This window comes from Enterobacter sp. 186315, assembly GCF_053290175.1.
Genome location: NZ_JBPTTK010000016.1, coordinates 46,506 through 61,688, shown reverse-complemented (window position 1 = coordinate 61,688; position 15,183 = coordinate 46,506). Strand labels below are relative to the sequence as shown.

The window sequence follows — 15,183 nt, the reverse complement described above, 5'->3', positions numbered from 1 at the left end:
TTTTTTTAGTGAAATGGAAAGAGTAAACAATGCAGCAGTTACAGAACGTTATTGAGTCCGCTTTTGAGCGCCGCGCCGAGATCACTCCGGCAAATGTGGATACCGTTACCCGTGAAGCCGTAAACCAGGTGATTTCCCTTCTGGATTCCGGCGCACTGCGTGTGGCTGAGAAAATCGACGGTCAGTGGGTAACTCATCAGTGGCTGAAAAAGGCCGTGCTGCTCTCTTTCCGTATCAACGATAACCAGGTTATCGACGGAGCAGAAAGCCGCTACTTCGATAAAGTGCCAATGAAATTTGCCGATTATGACGAAGCGCGTTTCCAGAAAGAAGGTTTCCGCGTAGTGCCGCCTGCGGCAGTTCGCCAGGGCGCATTCATCGCGCGTAACACCGTGCTGATGCCATCCTACGTCAACATCGGTGCTTACGTGGATGAAGGCACCATGGTAGACACCTGGGCGACCGTGGGTTCTTGCGCGCAGATCGGTAAAAACGTTCACCTGTCCGGCGGCGTCGGCATCGGTGGCGTTCTGGAGCCACTCCAGGCTAACCCAACCATCATCGAAGACAACTGCTTCATCGGCGCACGCTCCGAAGTGGTTGAAGGCGTGATCGTGGAAGAAGGCTCCGTGATCTCTATGGGCGTTTACATCGGCCAGAGCACCCGTATTTACGACCGCGAAACCGGCGAAGTGCATTACGGCCGCGTTCCGGCTGGCTCCGTGGTGGTATCCGGCAACCTGCCGTCGAAAGATGGCAAATACAGCCTGTACTGTGCGGTGATTGTGAAGAAAGTCGACGCGAAAACGCGTGGCAAAGTGGGCATCAACGAACTGCTGCGCACCATCGACTAATCGGGTATAACAAAAAGCGGGGGCAACCCCGCTTTTTTTATATCTGATGGTGGCGAAAATAGATTTTTTCGTTAATTATTCAAAGGTTATGTTGAGCTCAAAGGTACCGCTATGTACGATAATCTGAAAAGTCTGGGCATTACCAATCCTGATGAAATTGATCGTTATAGCCTCCGTCAGGAAGCGAACAACGATATTCTGAAAATCTATTTTCACAAGGACAAAGGAGAGTTTTTCGCTAAAAGCGTGAAGTTTAAATACCCACGCCAGCGTAAGACCGTTGTGGCTGATGGTGTCGGTCAGGGATACAAAGAGGTTCAGGAAATCAGCCCTAACCTGCGCTATGTGATTGATGAACTCGATCAGATTTGCCAGCGCGATCGTACCGAAGTCGATCTTAAGCGTAAGATCCTTGACGATCTGCGTCATCTCGAAAGCGTTGTGACCAATAAGATCAGCGAAATCGAAGCGGATCTTGAGAAGTTAACGCGTAACAAATAAGTTAGGTGCGGCCTGATGCCCTCACCCCGGCCCTCTCCCACAGGGAGAGGGTGAAATTCTTATCTCTGCTCATCCAGCTGTAACGCCACGTACAGCAAAAGCCTGTCGTCAAAATTCCCCAGATCCAGCCCCGTCAGCTCTGAAATGCGGTTAAGCCGATACTCCAGCGTATTGCGGTGAATAAACAGCGCCTTCGAGGTTGCCAGCGGCTGCACGTTATGGCGAAACCACGCCTGTAGGGTGCGGCGCAGCAGGCCGTTGTTGTCCATCGCTTTCAGGCGCACCAGCGGACGCGCCAGCTCGTTGGCCTGCCAGCCGCCGCGCAGGCTGTCGAGCAGCACCGGCAGCATCAGATCCTGGTAAAAATAGCTGCGGCTCTCCGGCATTCGCTGTTTGCCCACCATCATGGTGGTACGCGCGGTACGCCACGAACGGGCGATGCTCCCGGGGCCGGTGAAGTAGTTTCCCAGCGCGACGCGAAAACGCAGCTGGCCGTTCTCTTTCATCCGCGCGATAAGCTGATCCACGCGGCGGCGATGATCTTCCGCGTCCCAGCGGCCAAACTGATTCAGGGCGGGCTTCAGCACGACCATTTCGGTCAGGGACACAATCGCCACCAGGTTGTTACGCTCCGGGGTGGCGAGCGCGTTTTGCAGCTGTTGCAGCTCCGCCATCGCGCTGTCGACGCCGAGCTGGCCGCTGTCCACCTCAATGACGGCGACCACGCGCGGCTGGTTGAGGTCGATCCCCAGACGCTGCGCCCACTCGCTCAACGCGGGCGTGTGTTCTTCTGCCTGGATCAGGTTCATCACCAGTTCTTCACGCAGGCGGCTGTCCTGGGCCAGCAGATGCATCAGGCGCGACTGCTCCAGCATCATCTCCGCCGTCATGCACACCAGCTCGCCGTATTTACGTAGCGATTCCGGTTCGCCCGTCAGGCCGATGACGCCGACGATTTCGCCCTCCAGACGCAGGGGTAAGTTAATGCCCTGGCGGACGCCGTGAAGGTGTTTGGCGACCGCATCGTCAATATCCACCACGCGTCCCTGTGAGAGCACCAGCAGCGCACCTTCGTGCAATTCCCCAATGCGCTCACGATCGCCGCTGCCAATAATGCGCCCACGGGCATCCATTACGTTGATATTGGTATCGATGATGCGCATCGTGCGCGCCACGATATCCTGCGCCATTTTGGTATCAAGATGCCAGCCAGCCATGTAACCCTCCTCTGAGCAGAGCTCAAGCATAGGGGAGTTCGATCGGCGCTGCATTGTGCGGATGCACAAACTGAGGGGGAGAAGTATGGACTTGTGGAAAGGGTCACAGAAAAAAGAAACCCCCGCCCGGTGGCGGGCAGGGGTTGGCGGGGATTACTGCATCAGCAGGTAGAGCGAGGAGTCACCGCGCTGAATATTCAGGGCCAGCACGGAAGGTTTGCTGTCGAGAATTTTGCGCAGTTCAGCGATGTTTTTCACCGGCTGCTGGTTAGCGCCCATGATGACATCGCCTTTTTTCAGGCCGATACGGGCAGCCGGAGAATTCGCTTTCACGTTATTCACCACCACGCCTTTATCGTCGCCCTTGTTGCTCATCTCGGCACCTTCGATGCCGCTGAAGATAGAGCTGGAATCCACCTGATTCTGGCTGCTCTGCTGCAATTCAAGGCTGACGTTCACCGGTTTACCGTCACGCAGCAGACCGAGGGAGATTTTGCTGCCCACCGGCATAGAACCGACTTCCGCACGCAGCGCGGCGAAGCTGCTGATTGGCTTACCGTTCAGGGAGGTGATCACATCACCCGCCTTGATACCCGCTTTCGCCGCCGACGAGTTCGGCATCACCTGGCTTACGAACGCGCCGCGCTGGGCGTCAACTTTCATCGCTTTCGCCAGCTCTGAGTTCAGTTCGGTGCCGAGGATCCCCAGCTCACCGCGTTTCACCTGGCCGTACTGCACCATCTGCGCCGTCAGGTTTTTCACCATGTTGCTTGGGATAGCAAAGCCGATCCCGATGTTACCGCCGTCCGGTGCCAGGATCGCGGTGTTGATACCGATCAGCTCACCGTTAAGGTTAACCAGCGCGCCGCCGGAGTTACCACGGTTGATCGCCGCATCGGTCTGGATAAAGTTTTCGTAGTTTTCAGCGTTGAGGCCGCTACGACCCAGTGCGGACACAATCCCGGAGGTCACGGTTTCGCCCAGACCAAACGGGTTACCGATCGCCACAGTGTAATCACCTACGCGCAGCGCATCGGAGTCGGCAAGCTTAATCGCCGTCAGGTTTTTCGGATCCTGGATCTGGATAAGCGCAATGTCGGAGCGCGGATCTTTGCCGACCACTTTAGCGTCGAACTTACGGCCATCGCTCAGCTGTACTTTAATGGTGCTGGCGTTATCGACAACGTGGTTGTTGGTGACGACATAGCCTTTGGCCGCGTCAATAATGACGCCGGAACCCAGCGCCATGAATTTCTGCTGCTGGCCGCCGTTGCCGCCCTGGGAGTCATCCCCTGCGCCACCGCCCTGACAGAACGGCGAGCTCTGGAACGGTGAACCGTCCTGGCAGAACGGCGAGTTGTCGCCGAAGAACTGCTGGAAGTTGCGCGGCATACGCGGCGTGTTGACCGTCGTGCTGCCCTCAACGTTAATACTCACCACCGATGGCATCACTTTTTCGAGCATCGGTGCCAGGCTCGGCATCTGCTGCGCGGTTGCTGCCGACGACGCGGTCTCGGCTGCGGTAGCAGTCAGAGGAGACAGCGCTAAACCTAAACTCAGAGCCAGTGCACTCATTGCTAATGTGGTTTTTTTCATGTTTCTTAATCTCGATTAACAGATAACGCAAAATTGCTGTGTTACTCAGATTCGTTTTATACCGCTTAGTTCCGGGAGTAAGTTTATGGAAAAAGTAAAAATTTATTGGTCGTCTTTACAAAACTCAGACATTATTCCACGGCCATCAGCTTACGGTATTCATCCCACGCATAGAGATCGGTCATCCCGCTGATATAGTCCTGAATAAGACGGCAGCGATAATAATATTCCAGCACCGGCCATTGGGTAGAATCGCGCTCAATCTTGCTAATCGCCTCCACATAAGCAAGACGATGGCGGGTCGACAGTTTATGAAACAGCCGGGTTTCAATCGGCAATCGGCGCACCCGCTCTTTTTCCACCAGCTCGCAAAATTCGTCGGTCGATAATTGCAGTAATGGCCGGTAAATTTCCAGCAGTCCGCCGATCACCCGATATCCCTGTAGCTCCAGCTGTTCAACGTCGGGGTGGCTGAAGACGTGGCGCACGGCTACGCTCTTATATAATTCAAGCAGTTGACTGAAGTCGCTGTCGTCCTCCAGCAGCGCGTGGTTAAACTCGCCGCTATAAATCGCTGGCAGATTATCAATAAAGCGCGAGGCGGCGTAGGGCACCAGCTTATTTAGCGTGTTGACCCGCAAATACATAAAGAACTGATCTTCCGTACTGCGGCTCAGGGTATTTGAGCGGGATTTCTCCCAGGCATTTTCCACCACCTGCGCAAACAGCGATCCTTTTTCATGATTTCCCCAGGCTTCATAAAGGTGCTGATAAAGCTCCTCGACGCTGAATATTCTTTTCTCGACCGCGTCTTCCAGATCGGCCACGCAATAGGAAATATCGTCGGCGGCCTCCATTATCCAGGTGAGCGGGAAGCGGCCATTCGGCGTCAGCGAAAGTTCTTTACGCAGCCTTTCAATATATGCCTCTTCGGATAAATAATAGCCGGGCTTTTTCATTAAATAACTGTGCGAGGCGGGCGGTTCACCCATCCACCATGCCGGTCTTGTATATTTGAGAATGCAGCCCACCTGCGCCCACGTCAGATTCATGCGCATTAACGTATGCACCATCCGGATGCCCTGCGCGTTACCCTCGAAGTGGCAGAGGTCCTGACGCACCTTGCGCCGCAGCTCGTTAAGCGCCTCTTCCCCTTCTCGCAGACGCAAATCCCGGACGATACAGCGGTCGTCGCTCTGGGGCTGGCTGATGGCATCGGACGGGAAAAGCCGCTGTTTGAACCAGTCGTTAATAGCCGCCTCGCCAAAATGACCAAACGGCGGGTTGCCGATATCGTGCATCAGGCAGGCCATCTCAACGATGCTTTCAAACGGGCCGGTCAGCTCGTCAAGGCCGTAGGTTTCGAGCAGGCGCTGCTCTTTGAGGCGGCTTAGGATCTCTTTCGCAATGTAGCGCCCGACCTGCTGAACTTCCATGGAATGGGTGAGCCGCGTGCGCACCGCCGCATTACGCTCCAGCGGGAACACCTGGGTTTTTTGCTGCAAACGGCGGATCGCCGGAGAGTTAATGATGCGCCCGCGATCGCTTTCAAAGATACGCAGGATCTCATGTTCACTTTTCTCTCCCTGTGGAGAGCGAAAACGGCGCTGCCAGTTAATCTTGGTGCGAAAATCGATTGGTGCCATGTGCTCCCCCGCCTGAGAATGCGTTTCCCCTTATGCGCATGATAGACTATGCATCTTAACAAGGCACATCGCGAGTAAATCTATGAAAATCGGCATTATTGGTGCAATGGAAGAAGAAGTTACGCTGCTGCGTGACAAAATTGAGAACCGTCAGACGCTGTCTCTGGGTGGCTGTGAAATCTACACTGGCCAGCTGAACGGCGTTGAGGTTGCTCTGCTGAAATCAGGCATCGGTAAGGTTGCGGCGGCGCTGGGGGCAACGCTTCTGCTCGAACGCTGCAAGCCAGACGTCATCATCAATACCGGCTCTGCGGGCGGCCTGGCGCCGACGCTGAAAGTGGGTGATATCGTGGTTTCTGACGAAGCGCGTTATCACGACGCCGACGTGACCGCGTTCGGTTACGAATACGGTCAGCTTCCGGGCTGTCCGGCCGGTTTTAAAGCGGACGACAAGCTGATTGCCGCCGCAGAAAGCTGCATTGCCGAGCTGAACCTGAACGCCGTGCGCGGTCTGATCGTCAGCGGCGACGCGTTCATCAACGGTTCCGTGGGTCTGGCGAAAATCCGTCATAACTTCCCGCAGGCGGTAGCCGTTGAGATGGAAGCCACGGCGATTGCGCACGTTTGCCATAACTTTAAGGTGCCGTTTGTGGTGGTTCGCGCCATCTCTGACGTGGCCGACCAGCAGTCCCACCTGAGCTTTGACGAGTTCCTGGCGGTGGCCGCGAAGCAGTCTACCGTGATGGTAGAAACCCTGGTGCAGAAGCTGGCGCGTGGGTAAATATGCTTTCAGGGCGCTCGCAGCCCTGCTTCTGTTAGCACCGGCATGGCTCCTCGCCGTGCCGCGTGTGATCACCCTCTCCCCCGCCAATACCGAGCTGGCCTTCGCCGCTGGCATCACTCCCGTTGGCGTGAGCAGTTTTTCCGATTATCCCCCGCAGGCCGCCGGTATCGAGCAGGTGTCAACCTGGCAAGGGATGAACCTTGAACGCATCGTGGCCCTTAAGCCCGACGTGGTGTTGGCCTGGCGCGGCGGCAACGCGGAGCGGCAGGTAAATCAACTCACCTCGCTTGGCATTAAGGTGATGTGGATTGATGCCGTGAGCATCGAGCAGGTGGCGCAGGCGCTGCGCGATTTAGCACCCTACAGCCCTGCCCCGCAACAGGCCGAACGCGCGGCGCAAACCCTGCTGAGCGACTACGCCGCGCTAAAAGCGAAATACGATAACCCCGCCAAAAAGCGCGTCTTCCTGCAATTTGGCAGCCAGCCGCTGTTTACCACCGGAAAAGGCTCTATCCAGAATCAGGTGCTTGAGGTGTGCGGCGGTGAAAATATCTTTGCCGCCAGCCGGGTGCCGTGGCCGCAGGTCAGCCGGGAACAGGTTCTGGCAAGGCAGCCGCAGGCCATTGTGGTGGTCGGAAATGCGGGAGAGATCCCTAAAATAGAACAATTCTGGCAGGGTCAACTCAAAATTCCGGTAATACCGCTCAACGGCGACTGGTTTGAACGTGCCGGCCCGCGTATTATCCTCGCCGCAAAACAGCTCTGCGCGGCTCTGGCGCAGAGTCAGTCACACACAGACCATTAACATAGACCCGTAGTTCGAGGATTTCACGATGCTCGTATATTGGCTGGATATTCTTGGCACAGCCGTTTTTGCTATCTCCGGCGTTCTGCTCGCCGGGAAATTACGCATGGATCCGTTTGGCGTGCTGGTGCTGGGCGTAGTGACCGCCGTCGGCGGCGGAACAATCCGCGATATGGCGCTGGCGCACGGCCCGGTATTTTGGGTGAAAGATCCCACCGATCTGGTGGTGGCGATGGTCACCTGCATGTTGACCATCGTGCTGGTGCGCCAGCCGCGCCGGTTGCCAAAGTGGGTGCTTCCGGTGCTGGACGCCGTCGGCCTGGCGGTGTTTGTGGGTATTGGGGTCAACAAAGCCTTCAACGCAGGGACCGGCCCGATGGTCGCCATCTGCATGGGGGTGTTAACCGGCGTGGGCGGCGGGATTATTCGCGACATTCTGGCGCGCGAAGTGCCGATGATCCTGCGAACGGAAATCTACGCAACGGCCTGCATTGTGGGCGGAATAGTCCACGCCACGGCGTATTACACCTTTGCGGTTCCGCTGGAAAACGCGGCGATGCTGGGAATGGTGGTCACGCTGGCCATTCGTTTAGCGGCGATACGCTGGCATCTGAAGCTGCCGACGTTTGCGCTGGATGAACATTCAAGATAGGCGTCGTTTATAAGCCCGGTGGCGCTTCGCTAACCGGGCCTACAATCCGCATTCAGGCTTAGATGCTGAACGAAGAACCACATCCGCAGGTGCTTGTCGCGTTCGGGTTGGTCACGATAAAGCGAGAACCTTCCAGCCCTTCGCTGTAATCCACCGCACCGCCCACCAGATATTGCAGGCTCATCGGGTCAACCACCAGCGCAACGCCCTGTTTCTCAATGGTCATATCGCCATCGTTCACCTGGTCGTCGAAGGTAAAACCGTACTGGAAGCCGCTGCAACCGCCGCCCGTGATATACACGCGCAGTTTCAGATCGGGATTGTCTTCGTCGGCAATCAGGGTTTTTACTTTATTGGCTGCTGCTTCGGTAAATTCCAGCGGCAGCGCTACGTCATCACTCATCTTATGCTCCCATGAATACTGCTGTTGGGTAAAAATCGCCCAATTCTTGTTGTCATTATCTAATACCCTGGTAATTCATTCAAGTATTCTGCTTGATGGCTTGTTCAGCTTCAGCCTTCGCCAGGGTACGTGCAAGGATGGTGGAGTATAGCGGTTTTCCACCCAGGAACTGGGCTAATAGTGTCGCGCCGAGACAGGTAATGATCATTGGCAAAATGAGCTGGTAATTGTCGGTCATCTCCAGAACCAGCACGATCCCGGTCAGCGGCGCGCGCAGAGAGGCCGCCAGCAGCGCCCCCATTCCCGCAACGGCAAAGGTACCGGCATCCAGGTGATAGGCCGGGAAACTGACCGCCGCCGCCATGCCGAAGGCGGTACCCAGCAGAGTTCCCAGCGCCAGCATCGGGGCGAAGATCCCGCCCGGCGCGCCGGAGGAGAAGCAGAGCACCGTCGTCACCACCCGGGAAATAAACATAAACAGCAGCAGACCGACGCTGAAATTGCCCGCCGCCGCGATAGGGATCAGCCCAAAGCCGCCGCCTGCGGCATTGGGTTCGATAAACCCGAGCACGCCGCACATCCCGCCGAGCAGGCCGCCCAGCAGCACCCACCTGGTCGTATTGCCGCCGTGAATGCGCTGGAACATATCCTGCGCGCGCAGGATCAGGGTGTTAAACAGCGGGCCGACCACGCCGAAAATCATCCCGAGGATCAGATAGAGCCAGAGCGTGTTCACCGGCGCGTTGGTCAGCTTGCCGACCTCGATCACCGCCCCTTCACCGTTGAAAAGGCGGAACACGATGCTCGACATGATCACGCCGGTAAAGACCGCCTTAATGGAGATCAGGTTGTAGCGGAACTGGGCGCGCATCTCTTCAATGATGAACAAGATCCCCGCCAGCGGCGCGTTGAACGCGGCGGAAAGCCCGGCGGCGGCGCCGGTCGCCAGCAGGGTATGGCGCGCCTCCGCGCTGCGCATTCGGAACAGATCGCCAATCATCCGCCCGACGTTACCGCCGAGCTGCACCGTTGGCCCTTCGCGCCCCAGCACCATGCCCGCCCCGAGCGTGCCCATGCCGCCGATAAATTTCACCGGGATCACTCGCCACCAGCGCACCGGACGCAGCTCTTCAAGCGCGCCTTCTATTTCCGGGATGCCGGAGCCGCCCGCTTCCGGGGCGAATTTGCGGACCAGAAAATAGCCGACCATCGCGAACAGCGCCGACAGCCCGAACGCCATCACCCACACCAGCCATTCGCTATCGGCATAGCCCGCGACCGTGCCGATACGCCAGTTGAGCACCACGTTGACCGCTTTTTCAAACGCCACGCCCACCAGCCCGGCCACGCTGCCGACCACCGCTGCCGCCAGCAAAATAGCCAGCGGCGTTTTGTCGCGGTTCAACAGGCGTCGGATGCTGATGCGTCGCTGCGCGCGCGAAAACTGTTGTTCTTCAAAGGAGGAAGGATCTACTTTCATCGCCTGTTCTTTTCGTCATACAAATTTCCGGGAGGATTTTACCAGAGCACGTCGGGCTGTATCGTGAAAAATCCTTAACAATTGTTTGTACATTACCGGGGCAAAAATTTCATAACCCTTCGCGGATCACTTAGAATAGTGCGCTTAATCATTTTATACGAACCAGGAACGATGCCATGAGCAAGTCTGAAAACCTCTACAGCGCAGCCCGCGAGCTTATTCCGGGTGGCGTGAACTCACCGGTTCGCGCCTTCACCGGCGTAGGCGGCACGCCGCTGTTCATCGAACGTGCTGATGGCGCGTATCTGTATGATGTCGATGGCAAAGCCTATATCGATTACGTTGGCTCCTGGGGGCCGATGGTGCTGGGCCACAACCACCCTTCCATTCGCAATGCGGTCATCGAAGCCGCGCAGCGCGGCCTGAGCTTCGGCGCGCCGACCGAGATGGAAGTGAAAATGGCGGCGCTGGTGACCGAACTGGTTCCGACGATGGACATGGTGCGTATGGTTAACTCCGGTACCGAAGCCACCATGAGCGCAATCCGCCTTGCGCGCGGCTTTACCGGGCGCGACAAAATCATCAAATTTGAGGGCTGTTACCACGGCCACGCCGACTGCCTGCTGGTAAAAGCCGGTTCCGGCGCGCTGACCCTCGGCCAGCCTAACTCCCCGGGCGTGCCTGCTGATTTCGCGAAACATACCCTCACCTGCACCTATAACGACCTGAATACCGTGCGCGAAGCGTTCGAGCAGTATCCGCAGGAGGTGGCCTGTATCATCGTTGAGCCGGTCGCGGGCAACATGAACTGCATCCCGCCGCAGCCTGATTTCCTGCCGGGCCTGCGCGCCCTGTGCGATGAGTTCGGCGCGCTACTGATTATCGACGAAGTGATGACCGGCTTCCGCGTGGCCCTCGCGGGTGCGCAATCTTACTACGACGTTGAGCCTGACCTCACCTGCCTGGGTAAAATTATCGGCGGCGGTATGCCGGTCGGCGCGTTTGGTGGCCGCAAAGAGGTAATGGACGCGCTGGCGCCAACCGGCCCGGTTTATCAGGCGGGCACGCTCTCCGGTAACCCGATTGCGATGGCGGCGGGCTTCGCCTGTCTGACCGAAGTGGCGCTGCCGGGGATCCACGAAACCCTGTCTGACCTGACCGCACAGCTGGCAAACGGCCTGTTAAACGCGGCAGAAGAGACCGGCGTTCCGCTGGTGGTGAACCACGTTGGCGGGATGTTCGGGATTTTCTTCACCGATGCCAAAACCGTGACCTGCTATCAGGACGTGGTGAAGTGCGACGTTGAACGCTTCAAGCGCTTCTTCCACCTGATGCTGGAAGAAGGCGTGTACCTGGCACCGTCAGCGTTCGAAGCGGGCTTTATGTCCGTAGCGCACAGCAAAGAAGACATTAATAACACCATTGACGCGGCGCGTAAGGTGTTTGCTAAGCTCTAAGGTACGTGCGGTCTGGTGCCCTCACCCCGGCCCTCTCCCACGGGGAGAGGGTGCAAATCCTAAAACGGCAATCTACGGATTGCCGTTTACTTTTATTACCGGCTCTGCTTTCTCAACAGATAGATAAAGTACGGTGCTCCGATAAAGGTCGACAGCAGTCCTGCCGGGATCTGATACGGGAACAACACCATCCTTCCGCACCAGTCCGCAAACACCAGCATCACGCCCCCGGTCAGCGCAGACACCACGATATGCGGCATTGTTCTGCGGAACCCCATCATTCTGGCGATATGCGGCGCCATTAACCCGACAAAACTCAGCGGCCCGATGGTCATCGTCGCCGTGGCCGTCAGACAGGCCGCCAGCAGCAGCAGGCCAACGCGCGCAGGGGTCAGCGCCATTCCGACGGCACGCGCGGTTTCGCCGCCGAGCGGCAGAATGGTCATCCAGCGGCGGCACAGCGGCACGATTGCCAGCAGCACAATCATCGCTATTCCGGTATGGATCACCTGACTTTCGGTCGCGCCGTAGGTCGAGCCTGAGATCCAGGTGAGGATTTGCGCCATTCGCGGATCGCCGCTGGCCTGCAACATCATCAGCAGCATGGTAAAGGCGGTGCTGAGCGCCATTCCGGCAAGCAGCATTCGGTGCGGCGAGAACCCGCCGCGCCCGGAGGCGATCAGGATGATCGTCAGCGTCGCCGCCGCGCCGATACTCCCGGCAGGCATCAGCCAGCCAAACGCATTGCCCGGCACCAGAAAGAGCATCAGCACCACGCCAAACGCCGCGCCGGAGCTGATCCCCAGCACTTCCGGGCTTGCCATCGGGTTACCGGTTAAACGCTGAATAATGCAGCCCGCGACCGCCAGCATCATCCCGGCAATCAGCGCGGAGGCGATGCGCGGCCAGCGCCACTGCATCAGTTCGTTGAGCAAATCCCCCGTCGCCCAGTGCCAGCCCGACGCGTCACGGCCAAGCGAGAGCGCCGCAAACGCGGCGATAGCCAGCACGGCAAGTCCGGCCAGGCTAAACCAGAGAACGGACTGGCGTTCGACGTAGGCTTTATCGCCCGCATCCATCGCCGGGGCGCTCATGCTGCGCAGGCGCGGCAGCAGCCACAGCAGCAGCGGCGCGCCGATCAGCGCCGTTACCGAGCCGGTGGAGACTTCCATCCACACCCGCGCCAGCCAGAGAATGATTTGATCGGAAAGCCAGAGGATCAGCGCCCCAATCAGCGGGGCCAGCATCAGACGCGACAGCAGACGCCGCGCGCCGAGCATTTTCGCCAGCAGCGGCGCAAAGAGGCCGATAAAGCCAATAATCCCCACCGCGTTGACCAGCAGGGCGCTGAGCACGATCGCCAGCGTCAGCGCCGCCAGACGGGCCAGCGACAGCGCCAGCCCCAGGTTGCGCGCCACGCCGTCATCCAGCCCCATTAACGTTAATGGGCGCAGCAGCAGCAGGGTCAGCACCACGCCGCCAATGAGCTGCGGCCACAGGCGCTGCACCACCGTCCAGTCGGTCTGGGTGAGCGTGCCGGTGCTCCACAGGAACATGCTTTGCAGCTGATCGTGATGGAACAGCACCAGCAACTGGTTGATCGCGCCGCAGTAGAGGCTCACCACCAGACCGGCGAGGATCAGCGTCACCGGGGAAAGCCGCTTGCCCCAGGCGACGCCGAACACTAGCGCGCCCACCACGCAGGCGCCCGCAAGGGCAGCAAACTGCGAGGTTAACGCCCCGGGCAGCGCCCACAGCGTGGTAATGGTAATGCCAAGCTGCGCGCCCGTCGCGACGCCAAGCGTGGTCGGCTCTGCCAGCGGGTTACGTAAAACCTGCTGGAACAGCACGCCCACCAGCCCTAATCCGGCACCGACCAGCAGCGAAATCGCCAGTCGCGGCAGGAGGCTGTAGTGGAACAGCATCTGCTGAATATTGTCGATATCCGGCGCGGCAATGGCGCTACTCCACTGCCCGCGCGGCAGCTCCGTCGACAGGTTGAACCAGGTCAGCGCCAGCGCCACGACGAAAAGCAACGTCAATAATAGCGCCGGGAAACGTGCGATACGCGTGCTCATGCTTTGCCTCCCAGCGCGCCGTCCAGCACCCGGGCAAAGTGCATGGCAGAGAGCGTTGCGCCGTAGAACCATACCGCCGGCACGCGCTGGAACCGCTGCTCGCGCACGAAGGGCATCGCCTGCCAGAGCGGCGTCGCCATCAGGGTTTGCATCTCGCGCTCGTTACCATGATCGAAGCACAGCACATCCACGTCGCGGAAGGCCGCCAGGCGATCGATACCCACGGTGGTGCTGCCCCAGAAGGTCATCTCCCCTTCCCAGGCGTTACGAATACCAAAGCTATCAAGCACTTCCTGAAACAGGCAGTTATGACCAAACACCAGCATGTGGCGGGCATCCAGCAGCGTGACCATCAGCAGCGGACGGTCGCCCCGGTGGGCAAAGCGCGGCTTAAGGGAGTCAATCAGCGCGTCGAATTCGTCGAGGTGGCGTTTCGCCGCCGCCTCTTTATTTAAAAACTGCGCCATCTCGTTAATGGAGCTGCGCGCCATCGTCAGCGGCTTTTTGCCGTCGCTGAAGGAGAATCCACGGCCGGGCGCGATACGCGCCATGATTTCTTCCGAAGGGCCATATCCGGCAGACCAGAACAGAAACGAGGGCTTCATCTGGGTGAGCAGTTCAAGATTGGGTTCGGTGCGCAGGCCGATGTCGATCACCGACGCGGGCAGCTTTGGCTCGTTCACCCACATGTTGTAGTTCGGGATATCGGCAACGCCGTAGGGGGTGACGCCCAGCGCCATCATCAGCTCAACGGGCAGCCATTCCAGCGCCACAATCCTGTCAGGATTGACGGCCGCCGCGCGCGCGGTGTGCATTTTTAACAGCAGCGGCGAGAGCGCCATCGCCGTCAGCAGGCGACGACGCGTAATCAAAGTGGAATCCAGCATCAGTACACAAAGCTCACCGGTGCAGCCCCGGCAGGGTGAGGCAAAATCCCCATAGGAATACCGTAGATGTGCTCCAGCGTGTCGCTGCGCATCAGTTCAGACGGCGTGCCTTGCGCGATCATTTCACCGCCGCGCAGGGCCACAAGGTAGTCGCAGTAACGGGCGGCCATATTGATATCGTGTAAAACGGCGATCACCGTCAGGCCTCGCTGCTGGCTTAGGCGATGTACCAGGGCGAGAACGTCGACCTGATGGGCAATGTCCAGCGCAGAAGTAGGTTCATCGAGCAGCAGGCAGCGGCTGTCCTGGGCCACCAGCATCGCAATCCACGCGCGCTGACGCTCGCCGCCGGAGAGGCTATCCACCAGGCGGTGCGCCAGCGGTTTTAAACCTACCAACGAGATGGCCTCTTCTACCTTCTCCCGGTCGGCGACACCAAAACGTCCTAGCGCACCGTGCCACGGATAACGCCCAATCGCCACCAGCTCGCGCACCGTCATCCCTTCCGCCTGCGGCAGCTGCTGCGGCAGATAGGCTACCTTGCGGGCAAAAGCTTTACTGTTCCAGCTCTCCAGGGGTTGTCCGTCCAGCAGGATGTCGCCCTCGGAAGGGGGCTGATGGCGGCCAAGCATTTTGAGAAGCGTGGATTTACCGGAACCGTTGTGACCAATCAGGCCGGTCACTTTACCCGCGGGGAACGTCAGAGAGAGCGGGTGCAGCAGGGTGCGCCCGGGTACGCGAAATGAGAGATTGTTGAGCGCAAAGGTGGTGTCGGATTGCGTTTTGTTATCCTGCATGTCAGCCAACTTAGTAAAAAGGGCAC

At 58.5% G+C, this 15,183-nt stretch carries 14 protein-coding genes; 6 read left to right on the top strand and 8 right to left on the bottom strand.

What is annotated here, in order from left to right; all coding sequences use genetic code 11:
- Positions 1–29: 29 nt before the first annotated feature.
- Positions 30–854: a 2,3,4,5-tetrahydropyridine-2,6-dicarboxylate N-succinyltransferase gene (dapD, locus tag ACSVHP_RS16870; RefSeq protein ID WP_008501915.1), complete on the top strand. Its 825-nt coding sequence runs from the start codon at positions 30–32 to the stop codon at positions 852–854.
- A gap of 111 nt (positions 855–965) precedes the next feature.
- The gene (locus ACSVHP_RS16865; RefSeq protein ID WP_008501916.1) at positions 966–1,355 is read left to right on the top strand and encodes a DUF3461 family protein; all 390 of its coding nucleotides are present in this window, start codon (positions 966–968) and stop codon (positions 1,353–1,355) included.
- A gap of 59 nt (positions 1,356–1,414) precedes the next feature.
- Here ACSVHP_RS16865 and cdaR read toward each other — a convergent pair whose 3' ends face one another.
- The 3 genes from cdaR to dgt all read right to left on the bottom strand — a co-directional run bounded on the left by cdaR (position 1,415) and on the right by dgt (position 5,814).
- Complete coding sequence (gene cdaR / locus ACSVHP_RS16860) at positions 1,415–2,572, bottom strand: DNA-binding transcriptional regulator CdaR (protein WP_014068966.1); 1,158 nt, start codon at positions 2,570–2,572, stop codon at positions 1,415–1,417.
- A gap of 153 nt (positions 2,573–2,725) precedes the next feature.
- Positions 2,726–4,168: a serine endoprotease DegP gene (gene degP, locus ACSVHP_RS16855; RefSeq protein ID WP_417315119.1), complete on the bottom strand. Its 1,443-nt coding sequence runs from the start codon at positions 4,166–4,168 to the stop codon at positions 2,726–2,728.
- A gap of 131 nt (positions 4,169–4,299) precedes the next feature.
- The gene (dgt, locus tag ACSVHP_RS16850) at positions 4,300–5,814 is read right to left on the bottom strand and encodes a dGTPase (RefSeq protein WP_447552509.1); all 1,515 of its coding nucleotides are present in this window, start codon (positions 5,812–5,814) and stop codon (positions 4,300–4,302) included.
- An 82-nt stretch (positions 5,815–5,896) separates the two neighbouring features.
- Here dgt and mtnN point away from each other — a divergent pair, with 82 nt between their 5' ends.
- From mtnN to ACSVHP_RS16835, 3 genes are read left to right on the top strand one after another with little or no spacing between them, the layout of a single operon-like run.
- The gene (gene mtnN, locus ACSVHP_RS16845; RefSeq protein ID WP_417315115.1) at positions 5,897–6,595 is read left to right on the top strand and encodes a 5'-methylthioadenosine/S-adenosylhomocysteine nucleosidase; all 699 of its coding nucleotides are present in this window, start codon (positions 5,897–5,899) and stop codon (positions 6,593–6,595) included.
- Positions 6,588–7,403, top strand: coding sequence for a vitamin B12 ABC transporter substrate-binding protein BtuF (btuF, locus tag ACSVHP_RS16840; RefSeq protein ID WP_447552508.1), 816 nt, complete (start codon positions 6,588–6,590; stop codon positions 7,401–7,403). The genes mtnN and btuF overlap by 8 nt, the downstream gene beginning before the upstream one ends.
- A gap of 28 nt (positions 7,404–7,431) precedes the next feature.
- Positions 7,432–8,055: a TRIC cation channel family protein gene (locus ACSVHP_RS16835; protein WP_417315111.1), complete on the top strand. Its 624-nt coding sequence runs from the start codon at positions 7,432–7,434 to the stop codon at positions 8,053–8,055.
- 58 nt (positions 8,056–8,113) lie between these two features.
- Here ACSVHP_RS16835 and erpA read toward each other — a convergent pair whose 3' ends face one another.
- Positions 8,114–8,458 (bottom strand): iron-sulfur cluster insertion protein ErpA, encoded by a 345-nt coding sequence (erpA, locus tag ACSVHP_RS16830; RefSeq protein WP_417315109.1) that lies wholly within the window; start codon positions 8,456–8,458, stop codon positions 8,114–8,116.
- 79 nt (positions 8,459–8,537) lie between these two features.
- The gene (gene clcA, locus ACSVHP_RS16825; protein ID WP_447552507.1) at positions 8,538–9,938 is read right to left on the bottom strand and encodes a H(+)/Cl(-) exchange transporter ClcA; all 1,401 of its coding nucleotides are present in this window, start codon (positions 9,936–9,938) and stop codon (positions 8,538–8,540) included.
- A 176-nt stretch (positions 9,939–10,114) separates the two neighbouring features.
- Between clcA and hemL the strand changes: the two genes are divergently transcribed.
- Positions 10,115–11,395, top strand: a complete 1,281-nt coding sequence (gene hemL / locus ACSVHP_RS16820) for a glutamate-1-semialdehyde 2,1-aminomutase (protein ID WP_447552506.1) — start codon at positions 10,115–10,117, stop codon at positions 11,393–11,395.
- A 95-nt stretch (positions 11,396–11,490) separates the two neighbouring features.
- Here the strand turns inward: hemL and fhuB are convergent, their stop codons facing one another.
- Genes fhuB through fhuC form a run of 3 tightly spaced genes read right to left on the bottom strand, consistent with a single transcriptional unit; the run spans position 11,491 to position 15,157 of the window.
- Entirely contained in the window at positions 11,491–13,473 is a 1,983-nt protein-coding gene (fhuB, locus tag ACSVHP_RS16815; protein ID WP_447552505.1) for a Fe(3+)-hydroxamate ABC transporter permease FhuB, read from the bottom strand.
- Positions 13,470–14,360, bottom strand: a complete 891-nt coding sequence (gene fhuD, locus ACSVHP_RS16810) for a Fe(3+)-hydroxamate ABC transporter substrate-binding protein FhuD (protein ID WP_447552504.1) — start codon at positions 14,358–14,360, stop codon at positions 13,470–13,472. The genes fhuB and fhuD overlap by 4 nt, the downstream gene beginning before the upstream one ends.
- Positions 14,360–15,157: a Fe3+-hydroxamate ABC transporter ATP-binding protein FhuC gene (fhuC, locus tag ACSVHP_RS16805; RefSeq protein ID WP_447552503.1), complete on the bottom strand. Its 798-nt coding sequence runs from the start codon at positions 15,155–15,157 to the stop codon at positions 14,360–14,362. Before fhuC ends, fhuD begins: the two co-directional genes overlap by 1 nt.
- Positions 15,158–15,183: the final 26 nt, after the last annotated feature.